General features: G+C 58.4%; 13 protein-coding genes. 7 read left to right on the top strand and 6 right to left on the bottom strand.

Features of this window, described 5'->3' with window-relative positions:
* Positions 1-124 precede the first annotated feature (124 nt).
* Both ACH2EH_RS01760 and ACH2EH_RS01755 read right to left on the bottom strand, forming a co-directional pair.
* Positions 125-1,534, bottom strand: coding sequence for a YncE family protein (locus tag ACH2EH_RS01760; RefSeq protein WP_395138254.1), 1,410 nt, complete (start codon positions 1,532-1,534; stop codon positions 125-127).
* 286 nt (positions 1,535-1,820) lie between these two features.
* Positions 1,821-2,474: a PEP-CTERM sorting domain-containing protein gene (locus ACH2EH_RS01755; protein ID WP_395138252.1), complete on the bottom strand. Its 654-nt coding sequence runs from the start codon at positions 2,472-2,474 to the stop codon at positions 1,821-1,823.
* Positions 2,475-2,668: 194 nt separating this feature from the next.
* On the opposite strand from ACH2EH_RS01755, the gene ACH2EH_RS01750 reads away from it, so the two are divergent.
* Positions 2,669-5,053, top strand: coding sequence for an ATP-binding protein (locus ACH2EH_RS01750; protein WP_395138249.1), 2,385 nt, complete (start codon positions 2,669-2,671; stop codon positions 5,051-5,053).
* On the opposite strand, the gene greA is transcribed toward ACH2EH_RS01750, so the two are convergent.
* On the bottom strand, positions 5,040-5,510 hold the full coding sequence (gene greA, locus ACH2EH_RS01745; protein ID WP_395138247.1) for a transcription elongation factor GreA: 471 nt from the start codon (positions 5,508-5,510) through the stop codon (positions 5,040-5,042). The genes ACH2EH_RS01750 and greA overlap by 14 nt on opposite strands.
* Positions 5,511-5,788: 278 nt before the next feature.
* Between greA and rpoB the strand changes: the two genes are divergently transcribed.
* The 3 genes from rpoB to ACH2EH_RS01730 all read left to right on the top strand — a co-directional run bounded on the left by rpoB (position 5,789) and on the right by ACH2EH_RS01730 (position 15,380).
* A complete protein-coding gene (gene rpoB, locus ACH2EH_RS01740; RefSeq protein WP_395138243.1) occupies positions 5,789-9,835 on the top strand; it encodes a DNA-directed RNA polymerase subunit beta in 4,047 nt (1,348 codons plus the stop codon).
* A gap of 82 nt (positions 9,836-9,917) precedes the next feature.
* Positions 9,918-14,348, top strand: coding sequence for a DNA-directed RNA polymerase subunit beta' (gene rpoC, locus ACH2EH_RS01735; protein WP_395138241.1), 4,431 nt, complete (start codon positions 9,918-9,920; stop codon positions 14,346-14,348).
* A gap of 69 nt (positions 14,349-14,417) precedes the next feature.
* Complete coding sequence (locus ACH2EH_RS01730; RefSeq protein WP_395138239.1) at positions 14,418-15,380, top strand: peptidylprolyl isomerase; 963 nt, start codon at positions 14,418-14,420, stop codon at positions 15,378-15,380.
* Positions 15,381-15,457: 77 nt separating this feature from the next.
* Here the strand turns inward: ACH2EH_RS01730 and ACH2EH_RS01725 are convergent, their stop codons facing one another.
* Positions 15,458-15,823: a hypothetical protein gene (locus ACH2EH_RS01725; RefSeq protein WP_395138237.1), complete on the bottom strand. Its 366-nt coding sequence runs from the start codon at positions 15,821-15,823 to the stop codon at positions 15,458-15,460.
* A gap of 79 nt (positions 15,824-15,902) precedes the next feature.
* On the opposite strand from ACH2EH_RS01725, the gene steA reads away from it, so the two are divergent.
* Together steA and ACH2EH_RS01715 are read left to right on the top strand one after the other, a co-directional pair.
* Positions 15,903-17,051: a putative cytokinetic ring protein SteA gene (gene steA / locus ACH2EH_RS01720; protein WP_395138234.1), complete on the top strand. Its 1,149-nt coding sequence runs from the start codon at positions 15,903-15,905 to the stop codon at positions 17,049-17,051.
* A 16-nt stretch (positions 17,052-17,067) separates the two neighbouring features.
* The gene (locus ACH2EH_RS01715) at positions 17,068-17,397 is read left to right on the top strand and encodes a VOC family protein (RefSeq protein ID WP_395138232.1); all 330 of its coding nucleotides are present in this window, start codon (positions 17,068-17,070) and stop codon (positions 17,395-17,397) included.
* Here the strand turns inward: ACH2EH_RS01715 and ACH2EH_RS01710 are convergent.
* Together ACH2EH_RS01710 and ACH2EH_RS01705 are read right to left on the bottom strand one after the other, a co-directional pair.
* Positions 17,387-19,660 (bottom strand): prolyl oligopeptidase family serine peptidase, encoded by a 2,274-nt coding sequence (locus ACH2EH_RS01710; protein ID WP_395138229.1) that lies wholly within the window; start codon positions 19,658-19,660, stop codon positions 17,387-17,389. The genes ACH2EH_RS01715 and ACH2EH_RS01710 overlap by 11 nt on opposite strands.
* A 47-nt stretch (positions 19,661-19,707) precedes the next feature.
* The gene (locus tag ACH2EH_RS01705; protein ID WP_395138227.1) at positions 19,708-19,920 is read right to left on the bottom strand and encodes a hypothetical protein; all 213 of its coding nucleotides are present in this window, start codon (positions 19,918-19,920) and stop codon (positions 19,708-19,710) included.
* A 63-nt stretch (positions 19,921-19,983) separates the two neighbouring features.
* Here ACH2EH_RS01705 and ACH2EH_RS01700 point away from each other — a divergent pair, with 63 nt between their 5' ends.
* Positions 19,984-20,379, top strand: coding sequence for a hypothetical protein (locus ACH2EH_RS01700; protein WP_395138225.1), 396 nt, complete (start codon positions 19,984-19,986; stop codon positions 20,377-20,379).
* Positions 20,380-20,406: the final 27 nt, after the last annotated feature.

The following is a 20,406-nucleotide window of genomic DNA, read 5'->3' as shown; positions in this document are numbered from 1 at the left end:
GTTTTCGTCCGGGCATAGGGTCATCCTTCAAGTCGAGGTGGGCTGCCTCCATTGTGACACAAATTCTGTCTCGGCATAAAGTGATCAATATTTATGCCGGGCTGTACTAGTGTACAAAACGGGCTTACTTCGTGAAGAGGAAGGAGTTGCCTGGGCCACCGTCGTTCATCACGGGGTTCTCGGGGAGGTTCTCATGGGTGCGGTTCCACTCGGACATCTCACGGGCGGAGATCTTGCCGTCGCTATTGGTATCCGCATTAATCACGCCGCCTGTAGGCCGGAGACGGTCTAGGGCAGTGGTAATGTGGTAGTTGAACTCCCCGTGGTTGTAGAGCTTTCCTCCTACCGTCTCGTTCTCCGTGTCAGCCGGGCGGGCGTTCTCATCGAAGCGACAGGCGGTGGCGATAAAAGTCTTGCTGTTTTGAAGGTTATCTATAAAGCCTCCACTCCGGCACTGCTGCATAAAGATCGCTCGCGAGGCGTAGTCCATGCCATCGCCATAGAGCACGAAGATATTTTCTGGCTTGTAGCCATTGTTGAGTAGGGTCTTGTACATCCAGACCGTGTCGTTCCAGAAGCACTCGCCCGCGAAGTTCTCGGCGAGATCGCCGCAGATGAGTACCGCGTAGCGCTTGACCAGGAACTTGCTCCAGTCAATCTTGGGAATAAGGATGTCCACTTTGCGAACAATGTCCACATTGAGGCGTACTTTGCTGGCATCTGTGACAGTTCTGTCTACCTGGTACTTACTGATACGGCTGACATTGTCGGTCAGGACGTGTAGCTCCCCGGCGCGCAGGGCCAGCCCCTTGACGCCATCGGTGGGCAGCTCGATTTTATCGAGGGTCTTCTCCACTTGGTTCGTGTAGCGCGCGACTTGCGAGCCGTTGCCCGTCAGGACATAGAGTCCGTCCTGGAAGAAAGCCATCGCGCTCATCTCCGCGCCCGGTGCCCAGCCCCGGCTGACAATACGCTTCGTGGCGAGATCAATTTTGAAGATCGCGCTGGAGAAGCCCGCCTCCATTGCGACAAAGGCCTCTTTACCGTTGGAGGCCACCGCGCTGAGCTCACCGGTCTTGAGCAGTGCACTCTCGGGTTCCTGACTGGCGTTCGGGTCGCTGACGGCATCCAGGCGCAACAGTTCGGTGACCTTGCCACTTTCGGTATCGAGGCTGGAGAGGACTTTGCGTGCTCCATCGCCCAGAAGCAGCTGGTTCTTCGCATGGCCCGAGATCGAGAGGCGATCAATTCCGACGGCGAAGCGGCGCAGAACTTGCCCCTGATCCCCGAGTGCGGCCACGGTTCGGGGCGCGGCGGCGAAGAGCTTGCCGTCGAGGTCGGTCAGGGTGGAAAATCTATCGGGTTGGGTGAGACGAAGCTCCCCCAGCTTGCCTGCCTGGAAAAGCTTTGAGAGGCTCAAAGGACGTAGCTCCGGTCGGAGCTGGGCGTTCAGGGGAGGCTGTGAGAGGCTGATACCCGCCCAAAGTGTCAGCACGCTCGCCAGCGAGAGTGTGAGAAGAGTTTTACGTTTCATAGAACTATGCTACCCGCTAACCGAAAGCTCTAAACTAAACTCATACGAATAGGCCATTTGGGGGCGGGCTACGCGCCGGGTTCGCCGGAGACGAGGCGCTGGCCGGAGCTGGCAGTGTGGATACGTGTGTCGCGGTGCTTGGGCCATCTCCCTGCCGACCATCTCCCTGCCGCTGAGACGGCTTCCCTCTTCCCCTGTTGCTCCTTCGTCGCGGAAAGAGGGACTGCATCTCCCCGCTTCGCTGCCCCTCTTCCCGGTGAGGAATGAGCCGGGGGAGATGGCCCCTCTACTTACGCCGCCTCGCCCACACCAACCCCCCACCGAGCGCCAGAAACACCAGCGTGCCGGGTTCGGGGGCGGCACCCCCCGACGTACCTGTCATTAAGTTTGGGCCATACCAGCTATTGGCCGAGGAGGCGGCATCGGGCCACGCAAAAGCTGGGGCTCCGGAGCGTGCTTTACCACCTAATAAGCTCGCACCAGCCATTACGGCTGTTGTAGCACCGCCTCGGAAATCATCCAGGCCACTGGCGGGATTGAAGAAGCCAAGAGTGTAGGCTCCCGCAGGTAGAGAGAACGAACTACCAAGACTGGTGAAGAGCCATCTGCCACTGGCATTGGCGGAGCTGACGACGGTGCTCGAATTGTCCACGGTTGCGGAAACCAAAGCTGCTCCTCCTCCGGAGCTGAATATCCCCACTTGGTGAGGTCCGATCAAACCGTTGGAACTTTCATCCCAAAGACCAAGGGAGCCGACATTGATCGTGCTGGTAGTGGTGAAGTTAAAGCCCCAGTTACCACCAAATCCACCAAACGAAGAACCTCCACCACCGGCGGTGATGTCATAGAGTAGTGTTTGTGCCTGAGCGGTGTTCGTTGTCAGTGCCACAACGGTTAAAGTGGCGAGGGTTGCGAGGAACGAGTTTCGAGATAAGTTCATCGGATTTCTTTCCTTATTGCTCTGCTGCAGCAGGGCGTTTTGTTGTTGGTTTTGCTGATACCAAGCCGGTAGCAGCCATGGAAATACTCGTAAGTATCCTAGCTCGTAAGTCTTTACAAAACCTTTACAGCTCTTTACTTTCTGTCGCACGTCGGTATTTCCCTGTGCTATACTGCTCACGGAAACGAGGAGCCTTGTACAGAATTCAGCTGCAAGACAACCTGCGGGTGTGCCACAGCGCCGCTCTGGTGGACAAGTTCCGAACGCGTAAGGCGGCGGGACTGCTGGCCTATCTCGCCCTCCACCCGGGCAATCACAGCCGCGAGAAGCTCATGGAGCTGTTCTGGCCGGAGCTAGAGCTGGATGCGGCGCGCAACGCGCTCTCCACCAACCTGAGCCACTTGCGGAGTGCGGTGGAGAAGGGGTTGGGGCAGCCCGAGGGCGCGCTGATCCGGGCGACCCGCGATACCATTGGACTCCAACCGGGCAGCTACACCACCGAGCGGGGCTCCGATCCCGAGCGGCTTCTGCCAGGGTTCTACGATGACTGGGTACTGGAGGCGCGGGCAAAACTCGCCACTTCCCGCCTGAGCCCACTGAAGATCGAGCCACTTCCCGCCACACTGACACCCTACCTGGGCCGAGAAGACCTGCGGGAGCAGGCTTTAGAGCTACTGAAGAGCACGCGCCTGCTCACCCTCGTGGGAACGGGCGGCGTGGGCAAGACGCGGCTTGCACTGGAGACTCTCAGGGCAGGCGAGGCAGAGGGCACCCCAGTTATCTGGGTCGAGCTCGCCTCGCTCACCGACCCGAGCGGCATTGTGGAGCGGATCGCTGCCGCACTGAGTCTGGATAAAACGAACCTGCTGGTGTCCACCCTCCGCCGTGCGCCGCTGCTGCTGTGCTTAGACAACTGCGAGCACCTGATTCACGGAGCTGCCAAAGAGGCAGAGCGTCTGCTCAAAGCCTGCCCACAGCTCACGATTCTGGCCACGAGCCGCGAGCCCCTGAATATAACGGGCGAGGCGGTGCTACGACTTCCGGGGCTGAGTGAGGCGGAGTCTGCCGCGCTGTTTTGTGCGCGTGCCTGCCTGGCAAAACCAGGCTGGCAGGTGGGCCGTGAGGAGCGGCCCTTGCTCTCGCTGCTGTGCCTGCGCCTAGACGGTTTGCCGCTGGCGCTGGAGCTTGCGGCGGCCAAGCTGCGAACCCTCTCGCTCTCGGAGCTGGTGCAGCGCCTGGAGGCCCGCCTGTCGGTGTTAACCAGCGGTAACCGAGTTGCGGAGCCGCGCCAGCAGACCCTGCGTGCCGCGATTGGCTGGAGCTACGATCTGCTGAGTGCGAAAGAGAAAGAGCTTTTTATTTCGCTTGCGGTGTTTCGGGGAGGCTGGACGAGCGAGTACGCCGAGCGGGTCTGCCCTGGTGCCCAAGAAGACTTACTGGATGCGCTCGTGGACAAGAGCCTGATCCAGGTGGAGAGTGTTTCTTCTGGCCTGCGCTACCGTTTTCTGGAGACAATTCGCGAGTTCGCTGCCGAGCAACTAGACAAGCTCCCAGAGCCCGAGCAGCTCTCGTACCAGCGTGCCCACATGGAAGTGTTTCGAGAAAGTGCCGCGCAGCTGACCTATGACTCCGTGAGCACACGCCAGGAGGCGCTTCAGCAGATCGCCGTCGAGCAGGACAACTTCCGGGCTGCCCTGAACTTCTGTTGCATGCACTGCCCCGAGTTTGCCCTCGAAATCGTAAACCCTCTACTGGTGTATCTTGAACGACGGGGCGCGTTTCAAGAGATCCGTTCGCTGCTTGAAGTCGTGCTCGCGCTTCCTGCTTCTCAGGTGCCGACGAAGGAGCGTGCCTTGGGCCTCAGTTTTCTTGCCAATGCCTACCAAGCCCTTGGGGATAGGAAGACGGCGCGTCAAATCCTTCACCTGATGGACGAGCTGCATCGAGTTTTAGGAATGCCGGTTTGGAGTCTGACGAGCCACGCCTTTCTGGAGTTCAGCCAGGGGCATCGAGACGAGGCGCGTTCACTCTACTGCCGAGCGATAGAGCAAGCCAGAGACTTCGGCAATGCCTCGGAGGAGCTCTTTGCGCTCACCAACTACTCCCAGCTTCTTCTCGCGGAAGGGCAGCTCGAAGCGGCTCGTGCGGCCATTGAGGAGTGTCGTAGGCTGCCCGGCTGCTCGTCGGAATGGGTTTCGGAGAATCTTGCTCTGGCCAGCTTGCTTGAGGGAAGACTGGAGGGAGTCCGTGAGGTCGTCCAGGCCGCGATTGCGAGCTACGCTGACAGCCAGAGCTACCACCATCTGGCCTACGAGATCGTCCACTGGGCCATGTTCGTGCTGCGCGACGGTAATCATGAGGAGGCCGTGCGACTCTACGGAGCGAGTTTTTCCTGGTGTGAGCACTACGGCTATATCGTGGATCAGCCCGAGTCGGGCTTTCGGGAAGTTGACCTGGCAAGTCTTCGCGAGCTACTGGCCCCAGATATTTTTCAGGCCGCGTTCGAGCAAGGCCGCGCCTGGAGCCCCGACGAAATCCTCGCACAGCTTCGCGTGTGCGCCAGTGCTATTCGAGCGTGAGAATCTCTAGGGTCATCTGGCCGTCGGGCGTGGCAACGGTGACACTCGCGCCGACCTTCTTACCCATGAGCGCCGCGCCTACGGGGGAGGCGACCGAGATCAGGTCATTGACCGGGTCGGCCTCATAGGAGCCCACCAGCGTGTACGTGAACTCGTCGTCGAACTCCGTGTCGCGGACTGTCACCTTTGAGCCCATGCCTACCGTGTCGCTGCCAGGGACTCCCTCGGGAACGATAATGGCGCGCTCCAGCATCGCTTGCAGATCCGCGATTCGACCACCGATGAAGCCTTGCTGGCGCTTGGCATCCTGGTAGTCAAAGTTCTCCGAGAGATCGCCCAGATCGCGCGCCTCACGGATGCGGATTGCCAGAGCGGGCATGTCCACGCTACGAAGGCGATCCAGCTCAGCTTCAATTTTTTTCTTCCCTGACGGGGTTAGGACAATATCTTCTGACATTCTCTTTTCCTACACGAAAAGCAAATTGCCCCGAAAGTGCTCGGGGCAGTCTGGCGATTATACCAAACCGTGGGGACGTGGTCAAGAAAAAAACAAAAAATTAAGGCACGAGTGTTGACAGAAGGATAATACAGCGGTAAATTAAGAGTTCGTGCCACCAGGGGAGTATCCGCAAAAAGCGCCTCTGGCGAGTGGCTTCAATGGGTTCGGAGAGCAGTGGTCAGTCTACCCCGACCGTGTTGCCCGATTTTACCCAACTAGGAGGGGTTCCAGTCCGTATGGAAATTCAGCATCAGGCTAAGCGTACCGAGCATGCCGCCCCGATCCCCAATCTTGTCGAACTGCAGCTAGATTCATTTCGCTCGTTCCTCGAAGAGGGATTGCATGAACTTTTCCGATCTTTCTCTCCCATTTATGACTTCACAGGGCAGACTGCCATTGAGTTGGTGGATTTTACCCTGGGGGAGCCTAAGCATTCCTTAGAGCAGTGCCGGTCACGTGACGTGACTTTTGAGGTGCCCATCAAGGCCCGGGTTCGACTCACGAGCCCTGGTCAGGAAGTTATTGAGTCCGAGGTCTATCTGGGCGATCTGCCTCTGATGACCGCGAAGGGGACTTTTGTGATCAACGGTGCCGAGCGCGTCGTGGTTTCACAGCTCTCCCGATCGGCAGGAATCTACTTCCGCGACTCCCTGAACCTTCAGTTGGAGTGGCAGTTCTTCGCCACCTTGATCCCCTCAGAAGGGCCCTGGGTGGATATCGAGACCGATGGCGGCGCAATCACGGTGCGCATCGGGCAGAACAAGAAGTTCTCGATCATGACTCTGCTGCGGGCGCTTCATGCATTCGATGTCGCCTCTCCGGAAGGGGAGTACGTGATCGAGTTCCGCGAGCTGGTGGGCAAGACTCTGGGTGAGCCGATCATTGATGAAGTGACCGGCGAGCTGCTCCTCGACAAGGGCACCCAAGTCACGGCGGATTCCTACCGCGACCTCATCAAGGCGCTCGGCGGCGAGCAAGCGGTGCGTACTCGCAAGACCAAGTGTCTCCTGACGGGCTTTGATCTCGAGACCGACGCGCAGATCCTGAGCTACTTCAGCAACCGTGTGGTTCTGAGTTCTGAGGAGCTGGCGGTAGGGGAGACCGATGTCGAGGCCAAGTGGCGCTATGCATCCACAAATCTCTACGATGTGGCGAGCAAGCTGATCGTCCCCGCCTTCGCACGCATTGACCGGGAAGCCTCTAAGAAGCTTGCCGCTCTGGAGCGCGAAGTGGAGGTGCTGGAGGTTCACCGGTTTATCGGCGCGAGCCTGGAGATGGAAGAGCTTAAGATCGTTGATCGAAAGAGCTCCCTTCATGATATCTATCATAAGATCCGTCCCGGTGATCCCGTAACCGATGACTCCGCCAAGGCGCTTCTGAATTCGATGTTCTTTGACAGCCGTCGCTACGATCTGGCGAAAGTTGGACGGCACAAGCTCAATAAGAAGCTGGGTATTACTCTGCCGCTCTCCGTGCGTACTCTCACCAAGTACGATCTGATCGCCGTCATCGAGTACCTCATCGGAATGCAGGAGGCCTCGCGCCCGGATGCAACGGATGAGGCGAAGATGCGCTTCACCACCGACGATATTGACCACCTGGAAAACAAGCGGGTGCGCTCCGTTGGAGAGCTTCTCTACTCGCAGCTACGCATGGGCTTTCTGCGCATGGAGAAGGTCGCTAAAGAGCGGATGACCCAGTATGATGCCGAGAGCATCATTCCCCAGGTCGTGCTCTCCGTGAAACCCGTGAGCGCTGCGATCAAGAGCTTCTTTGGCTCCTCACAGCTCTCGCAGTTCATGGACCAGACCAACCCGCTTGCGGAGCTAACCCACAAGCGCCGTTTGTCGGCTCTAGGGCCGGGCGGTCTCTCCCGCCAGAGTGCCAAGCTGGAAGTGCGCGACGTCCACCACTCCCACTACGGACGTATCTGTCCGATCGAGACACCGGAAGGGCCAAATATTGGTCTGATCGGCTCGCTCGCCGTGCACGCCCGTGTGGATCCCTTTGGCTTTATCGAGACCCCGTACCGACGGGTCAAGGATGGCAAGGTTTCCTATGATCTAGACTGGCTGCCCGCGGATAACGAGCACCACTATAATATCTGCCCTGCCAGTGTTCGTCTGAACCCCGATGGGACGTTCGTCACGGCTCAGGTGCAGGTTCGCCACAACCACGAGTATCCTTATGTACCCGCCAAACAGGTGAACTACATGGATGTCTCGCCGCAGCAGTTGGTCTCGGTCGGTACCTCGCTGATCCCGTTTCTCGAGAACGACGATGCGAACCGTGCCTTGATGGGGGCGAACATGCAGCGGCAGGCCGTTCCGACACTGCGTCCGGACGCCCCGCTTGTCAAGACGGGGATGGAGCGCCGTGCGGCGCTGGACTCCGGAGCGATTATTGTCGCCAAGCACGGAGGACGCGTCAAGAAAGTCACCAGTGAGGAGATTATTATCGAGACCCGCGAGGGCAAGATTGATCGCTACTGGCTGCTGAACATGATCCGCTCGAACCAGGCGACCTGTATCACGCAGCGCCCGATTGTCGAGCCTGGCCAGCGTGTCAAGCAGGGACAAGTTCTCGCCGATGGCCCCTGTACCGACGGGGGAGAGCTGGCACTAGGACAGAACGTGCTGGTCGCGTTCATGCCCTGGAACGGCTACAACTACGAGGACGCTATCTTACTTTCCCGCCGCATGGTGCGCGACGATGTCTATACTTCGATCCATATCGAGAAGTATGAGGCGGAAGCGCGCGATACCAAGCTAGGGCCTGAGGAGATGACCCGCGACATTCCCAATGTTGGCGAGGATGCTCTTAAGGATCTGGACGAGGAAGGCATTATCCGTATCGGGGCCGAGGTGCGCAGCGATGATATTCTCATCGGGAAGGTTGCGCCCAAGGGCCAAGGGGAGCTCACGGCGGAAGAGCGCCTGATTATCGCAATCTTCGGTAAAAAAGCCGAGGAGACCCGCGATGTTTCTCAGCGTGTTCCGCACGGTGAGAAGGGCAAGATCGTTGATGTCAAGGTGTTCTCGCGCTACAAGTACAAAGACGCGAGCGGCAATGTCTTCAACTTCTCCAAGCGCCCGGACTCTCTGGAGTCACCCTACGACGGCAGTGAGCTGGAGCGCCTTCCCCCGGATGAGCTTCAGGCTGGTGTGAACAAGCTGGTTCGTGTCTACATCGCTCAGAAGCGTAAGATCATGGAAGGCGACAAGATGGCGGGGCGGCACGGCAACAAGGGAGTGGTCTCCAAGATCATGCCCGAGGAGAACATGCCGTTTCTTCCCGACGGAACGCCGGTAGACATCGTGCTCAATCCGCTCGGTGTGCCTAGCCGTATGAACATCGGTCAGATCATGGAGACCCACCTTGGGCTCGTGGCCAAGGAGTTTGGTGTTCAGTTTGTCGAGCCAATCTTTGAGGGCTCCAACGAGGACGAGATTCTCAAGGAGATGGGGCGCTTTGGTGAGAAGCGCCGCCGCGAGATGCTAGCCCGCTATGTTCAGAGCGATCTGGAGCTCGATGTCGCATTCGCAGAGGTTGGGGAGGATGGCCAGACTCTGGAAAATCTTCTCGGTACTCTCGAAGCGGCTCTGCGCGATCTGGACTCTGAGGAGCTGGAGCGTATCTCGACGATCCTGGCGGGACCGGAAGTGCCGGAGGAGATTCCTGCGGACTTTGACTACGAGCTCTTGATCAATGAGGTTCGTAAGCGTGTCTGGCAGCGTGTGGGCTTCCATGAAGATCTGTGTAAGATGGATCTTCGCGACGGCCGCACGGGTGAGAACTTTAACATGGCGGTGACCGTGGGCAATATCTACATGCTCAAGCTCGCGCACCTTGTTGATGACAAGATCCACGCTCGCTCCACGGGCCCCTACAGCCTGGTCACCCAGCAGCCGCTGGGAGGAAAGGCACAGTTCGGGGGACAGCGCTTTGGGGAGATGGAAGTTTGGGCTCTGGAGGCGTACGGCGCTGCCTACACGCTTCAGGAGATCCTGACCATCAAGTCCGACGATGTCCTGGGCCGTGTGAAGACCTACGAGTCTATTGTCAAGGGGGAGCCCATGCTGGAGCCTGGTGTGCCGGAGTCGTTCAAGATTCTGGTCAATGAGCTCCAGAGCCTCGCTCTCAAGGTCACGGTGGAAGATGCCACCGGTGCCGAGATAGATCTCAAGGACAAGGACGAAGACTTCCTGGATGACGAAGCGAGCCGCCGCCGTGCGCAGATTCGTCGCCAGCAGGAGTCTGAAGATCTACTCCTCAGTAACTAGTTTATTTTTCTAAGAGTTGGTTTGGCCCCGCGCTCTTTGCGAAAAAAGTGCGGGGCAATGCCTTGTTTCCGAAAGGGAAAAAATGGCCGACGCAAGTACATTTGATAAGATTCGTATCGGGATCGCTTCTCCCGATCAGATCCGCACCTGGTCCTACGGCGAGGTGAAGAAACCTGAGACCATCAACTACCGGACTTTTAAGCCGGAGCGTGATGGGCTTTTTTGTGAAAAGATTTTTGGCCCCACGAAAGACTGGGAGTGTCACTGTGGGCGCTACAAGAAGGTCAAGTTTAAGGGGGTCGTCTGCGACCGCTGTGGTGTCGAGGTTACTCGCGCTAAAGTTCGTCGTGAGCGCATGGGGCACATTGAGCTTGCCTCACCCGTCTGCCATATCTGGTATCTAAAAGGCGTGCCCTCGCCGCTGGCTCTATTGCTGGACATGACCCCACGTCCTCTGGAGAAAGTGCTTTACTTCGCCAGCTACATTGTCACCGATATTGATAAGCAGCGCATCAATGCGGGGATGGAGCAGTTCCGTCAGGCCGTCGAGCAGGAAATCCAGCAGATCGAAGAAGACCGCGATGTCGCCATTATCGAGTGGCGTGAAGAGATCGCTCGTGAGATCGCGCTAGGCCGCCCTGTCAACCCGGAGCGGATGTACAACGAGGATGGCGAGGAGCTAGAAGTTGAGCGCGTCCCGTACACGGAAGAAGAGATCGCGGATAAGTATAAGTATCTTGAGGATCGCATCCAGCAGGAAAAGAAAGATGCCGAGGAGCAAGCGTTGCTTCTGCGTGCCAGCCTAGACAGCCTGCCCAAGGTCGAGAAGAAGATGCTCGTGGCCGAGGATGACTGGCGTGCGATTGAGCGCCTTGTCGAGGTTGTCAGCCGCCGTGTGGACGAGAGCCTAGAGGATATTATTCTGGCGGGCCTTGGTGGGGCTGCGATCAAGAAGCTGCTGATGGAGATTGATCTGGAGTCACTCCAGCGCCAGCTCAAAAAAGAGATCGAGGAGACGCAAGGGCCCAAACGGCTGCGTGCGATCAAGCGCATCGAGGTGGTCAACGCTTTTATTGACTCTAAGAGTCGCCCTGAGTGGATGATCCTGGATGCGGTTCCGGTGATCTCGCCCGAGCTGCGCCCGATGGTTCAGCTTGATGGGGGCCGCTTTGCGACCTCGGATCTCAATGATCTCTACCGGCGCATCATCAACCGCAACAACCGTCTGAAGAAGATTCAGGAGATTCGCGCCCCGGAGAGCATTGTCAACCACGAAAAGCGGCTCCTGCAAGAGGCCGTGGATGCGCTGATTGACAACGGTCGCCGTACTCGTCCTGTGACGGGAAGCAATGGCCGTGCGCTGAAGTCGCTCTCGGACATGCTCAAGGGTAAAGAGGGCCGCTTCCGCAAGAACTTGCTGGGCAAGCGTGTGGACTACTCCGGTCGCTCCGTGATCGTGGTCGGGCCGGACCTGCACCTTCATGAGTGTGGTCTGCCCAAAGAGATGGCGCTGGAGCTGTTCAAGCCGTTTGTGATGAAAACTCTGGTGGAGCGCGGCTTCACCAGCAACATCAAGACCGCCAAGCGCATGATTGAGCGGATGCGTCCCGAGGTCTGGGATGCGCTGGAGGAAGTCATTAAAGAGCATCCGGTGATGCTCAACCGTGCGCCTACTCTGCACCGTCTGGGAATCCAAGCGTTTGAGCCTAAGCTCGTGGACGGTAAGGCCATTCAGTTACACCCGTTGGTCTGTAAGGCATTCAACGCGGACTTTGATGGCGACCAGATGGCCGTCCATATCCCGCTGTCGTCGTCGGCGCAGGCCGAGGCGCGTATCTTGATGCTCTCGACCCACAACTTGTTCTCACCTGCCGACGGCTCCCCGATTGTCTCGCCGCAACAAGACATCGTTTTGGGAGCGTTCTTCCTGACGATGGACAAGCAGACCGAGACGCCTATCAGCGGGGACATGCAGGAGCACATCGGTCGGGTTGTGGCAACCGACATTATTGATAAGAGCACCGGTGCGGTTCTTGTGAAGGCTGGGCGCTACTTTGGCCCTGATACCGCAGCGGCTATCGCGGCGGCACCGGAGAACTTCGCTCCGATGATGCTGGGTGCAACCCACGCCCCGTTTGCGGGTGCGGTGGATGCGATCCAGGCCTACGACAATGGGCTACTGGACCTGCACGACTACATCTCCGTTCGACTCAAGCGGGGGGAGGGGCTGACGGCAATTACCGTAGGCCGCCTGATCTTCAATGAGATCGTCCCCGAAGCGGTGCAGTTTGTGAATGCCGCGCTGGACAAAAAGACCATCACGAGCACGATTGCGGCGGTCTATCAGAAGTGTGGGCACGAGCGGACGATTCAGTTCCTCGACGATCTGAAGGCAATTGGCTTCAAGTGGGCGACCAAGGGAGGCATCTCCTTCTCGCTCACCGACATGAAGTCACCGGAGAGCCGGGCGCGTATTCTTAAGGCCACCGAAGATGCGGTTGTTAAAACCAATACGCAGTACCGTCGTGGCGTCATCTCTCCCGCCGAGCGCAAGCAGAAAGTGCTGACGCTCTGGACGGATGCGACAACGCTAATCGGTGATGAGATTGTCAAGGCCATTGAGCCGTTTAACCCGATCTCGATTATCACGACCAGTGGTGCTCGTGGTTCTAAAAAGCAGATCTCGCAGCTCTCAGGGATGCGTGGTCTGATGGCTGACCCCTTTGGGAATATCATTGACTCGCTTCCGGTGAAGTCAAACTTCCATGAGGGGCTGACGACGCTGGAGTACTTCGTGACTACGCACGGAGCCCGAAAGGGACTGGCCGACACGGCGCTTCGTACGGCAGACGCCGGTTACTTAACGCGGCGCTTGGTGGATGTGGCACAGGACGTGATCATTCGTGAGATTGACTGTGGCACCGAAAACGGGATCTTCGTCGGGGAGATCGCGGATGGAAAAGATGTCATCGAGTACCTTTGGGAGCGGCTCAAAGGGCGTACCTCGCTTGAGGATATTCATCATCCCGAGACCGGCGAGCTTCTTATCAGCAAGGGGTCTATCTTTACGGATCGGCTCTCCGAGAGTGTGGGCAAGTGTGGTGTCAAGCGTATTGGGCTGCGCTCGGTACTGACGTGTGAGTCTCGTCAGGGAGTCTGTGCGACCTGTTACGGCAAGGATCTGGCGATTGGCAAGCTGGTGGAGATCGGGGTTGCGGTGGGAATCATCGCGGCGCAGTCCATTGGGGAGCCGGGCACCCAGCTGACGATGCGAACCTTCCACACGGGAGGGGTTGCCACCGCGCACTCTCTAACCGGTGTGGCAGGAACCAAGCGTCAGCGCACCCAGAACCTGGAGACTCTCTTCCGCGATCAGCAGAGCGGTCATATCTCCCTCGATACCGAGGCGGGCACCGAGCGCGAAAAAGCACGTCAGGTGCAGGCGCTGCTGAAAGTGGCTGAGGAACAAGTGGGTGGTCTTCTGCGCGTTGTCGAGCTTTTCGAGGCGCGAAAACCCAAGGGTCAGGCGATTATCTCCGAGTTTGGGGGCACGGTAGCAGGCGTCCCGATGGAAGGTCTACGCAAAGTGGTTATTCACTCACCGCTCAAGGTGGGAGAGGACAACAAGCCGCTCACCAGCCAGGTTGCCGCGATTGCCATCGTCAATCCCTCAACCGGTGAGGAGATCGTCCCCGCTGGCAAGGAGCAGCTGACGGATCGCGATCTGCGCAAGATCCGTGAGGCCGGTATCGAAAGCATTCTGGTTCGTAAAGAGATCGTCGTACCTTACCGTGGGGAGCTCAAGGTCCAGGAAGGCGATGTCATCGAGCCCGGTGACCGTCTGACGGATGGCCCGCTCGATCCGCAGAAAGTTCTGGAGCTCCAGGGCCTGCGCGGTATCCAGGAGTATCTGGTTCGTGAGGTGCAAAAGGTCTACAAGCAGCAGGGTGTGGACATCAACGACAAGCATATCGAGGTAATCGTCCGCCAGATGCTCAAGAAGCGCAAGCTAGTGGAGCCAGGTAACAGCGAGTACCTGCACGGCCAGCTTGTGGATCGTTTCCAGATTGAGGATGTCAATCGCAAGATCGAGAAGCGCGAGCAGGAAGCCGGTGTTGTTGGTAAACCTGCCACCTCGATTCCTGTGCTGCTTGGAATCACGGAGGCTTCGCTGGCGACGGAATCCTTCCTGTCGGCGGCGAGCTTCCAGAAAACAACCCGCGTCCTTACTGAGGCAGCGGTACGCGGAAAGCGTGACCACCTAGTCGGCTTGAAGGAGAACGTCATCATCGGGCGTCTTATTCCTGCCGGAACCGGGCTGGCGCAGTACCGTGCGCTCGAAGTGACCAGTGCCGATGGTAGCGCAATCGGACTGCTGGAGGTTCCTGACTCTCTCCTCGGTGGTGGCACCGAGAGCCCCGCACCGCGAGCAGTACGCGGCCTGGACGATGCCCGCCAGCTTCTCGGGGGAGATCTAGGCGGCGCTACCGAGGCAACCAAAGAACTCGCGTAGTGGGTTTGTGATGTGAAACGCCTCACTCTCAGAAGCAAAGCCTGGGAGTGAGACGGAAAGGGTTTGTAGATGATTCTGAATTTTACTGTGGCACTACTCGTTGGTATGGCACCCGTACAGGCGGCTAAGAAGCCCCCTGCTAAGCCCGCCAAAGTAGTGCCAATGCCTTCCAATGTGGTTGCCCGTTACAATGGAGTGGATATTACCCTTGAGGCATTGAAGGCGCAGCTTAACGCGACTATGGCCCGCAAAGTGGTTCCTGATCTGATCCAGCAGATTGTGATTGAAAAGCTCGCCAAGACCGCTGGTGTAACAATTGCCCCCGCGGAGCTTGCGGCCAAAGTCAAAGAAGAAAAAGCGAAGATCGTGGGACAGATGGCGCAGAACGGGGCGATGATGGAGTTTAGCCAGATCACCCGTGAGTTTGGTCTGACCGAGGCGGAAGTGACTCAAACCGTTCGGCTGAACCTTCTGGCTCGAAAGGCATTTGAGAAGTCTATTGCCAAGGAAGTGCGTGGCTTGGACGGCCAGCTCAAACTAGCCCATATTCTTTTGGCGACCGTTCCGCTGGCACCCGGTCCGGATGTCCAACAACCCTTGACTCCTGAGCTTCAGAAGAAAAAGGAAGAGGATCAGAAAGTACGCATTGACCAGATGCTTGTGGATATCAACGCGGGTAAGCTCAAGTTCGAGGATGCAGCCAAGCAGTTCTCCGATGACAAAGGCAGTGGAGCACAGGGCGGGGAACTTCCCTGGGCAAGCAAAGGGACTTTTGTCCCGGAGTTTGAGACTGCCGCTTTTGCGCTCCAAAAACCTGGGGATATCACTGCGCCTGTGAAGAGTCAGTTTGGCTGGCACATTATCAAGCTTGTCCAAAAAGGCGTGAATGCGAGTCCGGCGGACAAGGCAAAATTTAAGAAAGAGCAGGTTGATCTGCGTGTCAATCAGCCCAATGCTGTGCAGCAGTGGCTGGGGGGTATGGCACGCGGCGCGAAGATCACGTTCAACACAAACGCAAAACTTTTTAAATAGAGCACATTAACATAAAACAGCCCCGCGACAAGTTTTTTGTCGTGGGGCCGTTTTTTTAGTTTCTAGTAACCCGCGGGCTATTTGATAGCGTCGAGTTCCTTGAGCTGCTTGTCAACTGTTTCGATTGTCTTTTGTGCTGTGAGCTTGCGGCTGATCAGCCCGGCTTTAGTGACGGTTTTGGTCTTGGCGGCGTCATCTAGCTTCTCAAAAGCGCCTTTGCAGTTCACACAGCAGAAAAGTACTTTCTTGCTGTTGAACTCCACGGATTCGGCCTTGGCGGGGGTCTTGAGAGCCTCGCCTTTCATAGCGCAGACCTGGACGGTATTGCGGCCCTGGCCACCACCCGCACGCTGCTGTGCCGGCTTGGGGGCGGCATCCTGAGCAACGGCAGCGACGCCGAGACCGAAGGCAGCGATTGCTGCAATAAACGTAAGTTTGGTCATGGTTGTATTCCTTGTTTTTTGGGGGAGCGCCCCAAAGTATTGTACCCTACTCTGAGCAGGGATATAATCGCACTAGACGATGACACGCGGGCAACTGTTCACTCACAAAAAAGAAAAGGCACTGTCGCCTCTTGTCGAGGTGCGCCTCGGGCGGCGTACCAAGGTTCTGGCCCCGACACTGATCCCGGGTTGCCTCGTGGTTTTAGATCACCCTGACCTGGATGCCGTTGCCGCGCAGATGCTGCTAAGAGTGCGTCCGTTTGCGGTTGTGAACTGCCAGCCCTTCGTGACAGGGCGTTATCCTAACCGTGGGCCAGGGGTGTTACTCGATGCAGGAATTCCACTCTATGAAGCGCCTGATAGTGAGCTTTTTACGCTCCTGAAAGATGGCGAGAGACTCTCTTTTGAAGATGTGCGCTTGAAACTGCTGGTGCCCATGACGTGCGCTCTGCTGGAGGAGAGGCTGACGGCGGCAAGGCAAAACCTAGACACCGAGCTTCAGCATTTTGCTGAGAACACGCTCCAGTTCCTTCAGAAACCCGAGGAGCGGGCGCTCTTACTGGAGACGGGGACGCTCCCGGCGCTCAAGACTAATCTGATGGGGCGGCACGTGCTGGTCGTGGTGCGTGGCGAGGGCTATGAGGAAGATCTGGAGCGGCTCTCGTTCTATCTGCGTGAGCAGAAACCTGTTGTGATTGCGGTAGACGGGGCGGCAGATGCGCTGCTGGCTCTAGGCGTGCGGCCCGAGCTCGTGCTGGGAGATATGGACTCGGTGAGCGACTCGGCGCTACGGTGCGGTGCGGAGATCATTGTCCATGCCTATCCCGACGGTCGCGCCCCCGGCAAGGAGCGTGTCGAGGCGCTGGGCGTGCCTGTCACACTTTTTCCCACGGCGGGAACCAGCGAAGACGCCGCGCTGCTTCTGGCCTACGAAAAAGGTGCGGATCTTATTGTGGCGGTCGGGACACACTCCAACTTAGAAGATTTTCTGGACAAAGGCCGTGGTGGGATGGCGAGTACGTTCCTGGTGCGCCTGAAAGTGGGGAGCCGCCTTGTAGATGCACGCGGCGTCTCGCGGCTCTACAGTAACCGACGCTCCTCCATGCCTCTGTTTGTCTTTTTGACCCTCTCTGCACTTTTTCCGGTGATTGTACTTGCCGCCAGCACTCCCTGGGGCCAGAATGCCTGGAAACTCGTCAGCTTCTGGGTGCGCTCTCTCTTTCGCTAAACACACGGTAAACACAATGAAATTTATCTTCGATCATGTCGCGCAGATTGTCCCCGATATCGCTGAGGCAGTGGCCTGGTACCAAGACCATGTCGGGGCGACGGTACTCTACCAAGACGTGAGCTGGGCATTTGTGGAAGCGGGCGGGGCGCGGCTGGCCTTTGTGGTCAAAGACCAGCACCCCAATCATCTCGCCTGGCGTGTCTCGGGCGAAGAGCTTGAAGCGCTCGCCGCAAAATACGGCAAAGAGATTAAGACACACCGCGACAACACCCGCTCGTTTTACCTCGAAGCGCCGGGTGGCACGCACATCGAGATCATCCACTGGCCCGAAATTACGTCGTAAGGCCCCAGCGGTTGTCGAAGAAGCCTGCCTCCACCACGCCGCTCATGCCTTCTGTGAGCATTTTGGGGCCAAAGACGCACCAGTCGGGGTAGGGGGTGCCGGACGTGAAGTAGGGCACGCGCTCGGTGAGACGCAGACCGGGGATCCCCGTTCCGCCAATCGCGCCTACCAGCCCGAGTGCTGAGTCCGGGCGTGGGTAGACGAAGAGGCAGCCGAGGTCCGGCTGGCGCAGGGCTTTGCTCTTATTGCCAAAGATAATGCCGTCACGGCGCACCTGAATCGGGCATTTCCCCAGAAGCTGCTTCCAGAGCCGGTTGGTGTCCGCGTTGCCGTAGAGAATCACACTGCGATCCCGCTCGCGTTTTGTGTCGAACTCTGTGTCAGGGAGCAGGTCGGGGGAGGCATTGCCACGGTAGAGAAACTGCTCGGCATCGAAGCGGGCCTTGGCGTAGCTCCAGGCGTTCTCCTCGGGCGTGCCTGCCGTGCCATAGACCAGCACGAAGCGCTGGGTAAAGGCCTGCTTGAACGGCCCGGAGCGTCTTGCATTTTTCTCTGCTGCCGGGACGGCCTTGCGGGTGGGCTTCCACTGCCCGCCGACTTTCTCCAGAGCCAGTGGGCTGCCGTTATGCGTGAGTGTCTGGCCATCAAGAGTCAAGTCTCGAATACCCGCTAGTGTGACCGAAAGCCGCGTGATATTCTTCGTTGTCCCCGTCAGTCGCGTACCCTCACGCCTCAACTGAAACGAGGAGACATCCATAGGGACTTCTTGTTGCTCAAGGGTTGCCCAGGCATTCGTGGCGCTGACGGCGGGGTTCACCGTCACCAGCGCCGCGCTCTCCGGGTTCTCCGTGCGGCGGCACGCGGCAAAAAGTCGGTTCATCGGCGGCCAGTCCACGCAGGCCGCACCGGGGATTTTTTGGTCGTTGTCCCACCAGTGGCCCGCGCCAGGCTCCTCGTACCAGAGCAATCTCGGATGACGGATTGCCTCCAGCTCCTTGCGCATCGTGCGTGCCTCAGTCACGGGGACATTATCATCAGCGTCTCCGTGGAGCACGTAGACAGCGGCTTGCTTGAGATTCTCTTTAAAGAGCAGCGTGTCGTACTGGTTGGCGGCGCGGCTGAAGACCGCCGTGACCGGGCTCGTGCTGGCAGGGCGATTGGCTCCGCCGTAGGTGCCGAAGCTGATCCACCCCGCACTAGGCCCAATGGCGGCGAACTGGCCCGGAAAGAGCGAGCCCACGGACCAGGTGCCGTGGCCGCCCATCGAGTGGCCGGTGAGGTAGCGCTGGGTGGGATCGTTCGGGTAGCGTTTCGCGGCATCGGCGAGCACCTCAAAGGCATCCAGACGGCCCCAGTCCTCCCAGTCGAAACCATAAGGGCGACGGTTGGTAGCGGCGGCGAGGGTAGCGCTCTCTTTAGCTCCATACGCCTCGGCCTGGCCTTGCGCCTGCACACTCGCCCCATGAAGCGAGAGGATCAGCGCGTTGTCACTGGCGGGCTTCTGCGCGGGGTTCACGGCGTAGTACTGCACCGAGCCGTCTATCTGGCTGATAAATGTCCGCTTGTGCGTGAGGGTCGGCTTGCGCACGCGCATCGCGAAGCTTGCTTTTGCACCGCCTATTTCCAATGCCACGGGGAGCTCGTCACCCATAATCTCACGAGGGGACACGAGCTGAAACGCCGCCTTACGAACCGAGAAGGGCGGCAGCGGGGGAACCGCCGTGGCACGGCCATTGGCGAGCAACTTCAGGCCACGCTGCGTTTTTCCGCTCGCATTGACCACCACAACGCTTCCCCAGAGCGGGCCGCTCTCACCAAGAACCACATCGGGCTGGGTCAGCTCCGCCGTGTTGATCGAGAGCTCGGCGGTAATAGGGACGAGCTTCCCGGCAAAGCGCCCTCGCCCCACCGGAAAGAGAAACTCGTTCTTGCCCGCCTTCAGCCGCACGGGCACGGAGATGCGATTATCACTGTAGACATCCCCGAGGCGCGGCTCGCCGTTGACATAGGCCATGCTGTGCCCACTTGCGGCCAGTAAGAAAGTCTGGGGCGCAGGCAGCTCAACCATAAAACGCAGCACGCCCAGGCCCCGCCCGGAGAACTCGCCATTTTCGCTGGCGGTGATGGGGGTCCAGGGGAGGCTCTCGACCGCGCCAGACGCAATCTTCGCCTGAATCGTGTCGGCGGAAAAGGCAAACCGCCCCCCGCGCCCTGTGGAAGCGACAACCTGCCCCGCGCGAAACTCAATGACCGTTTGATTCATGTTTCCCATTGTACCTGTGCTCCCATCGTAACTTTGCTCGTGCGCGGCTACTTACCCGAGCGCTTCTGTTTTTGGGGCTCGGCGTAGAGCTCTGAGAGGGCTTGTAGAGAACTCCGTGGGTTCGCAGCCTCTTCGGTGAGCAGCTCCTCGTGGCGCTGGCGGATCGCCCGCATTTTTTTTGCCGCGCGGATCGTCAGGGCGATGATGGTCGGGATGCCAAAGACCCAAATGACGATGCGCAAGTTTTCGTAGGGTGTCACGTCTCTATTGTACCGCTCTTGTTTATGGGGACTTTATGGGGGCAGGGACGGTATAATATTTCCATGGCCAAGATCAATCCCGGCGACACGGTTACTGTCGTCCAGCGTGAGCAAACGCCCGCTGACATTAAGAGCGGAATGTACTATCCCCACTACGGCGGTCTCAGTGGCACTATTCTCAAAGTCTATAACGACGAAGCCTCGGTGCTAATAGACCGTGAGACACTTCCCGCCGATCTGCGTAAGCGCCACGAAGAGAACGAGAAGGCCATGAAAGTCAAGTGGCTCGATGGCCTCTCCGACGAAGCCCGTAACCGCCTGACGGGGGCGGAGAAGAAGTTTGGTCTCAACTACGCCATCCTCGTTTCCGTTCTGGATCTCGCACCTGGTGAGGCAAAGCGGCTGACACCAAACGAGCTGGATGCTGCCGAGGAAGCGTTTCTGGCAAGCCGGAAGTAGACCGCCCAATGGAATTGGGCGTCTAGG

Origin of the sequence: Armatimonas sp. (assembly GCF_043760365.1) — a bacterium.
Taxonomy (GTDB): domain Bacteria; phylum Armatimonadota; class Armatimonadia; order Armatimonadales; family Armatimonadaceae; genus Armatimonas.
The sequence above is the reverse complement of the archived record's forward strand: the minus strand, read 5'-3'. Positions and strand labels throughout refer to the sequence as shown.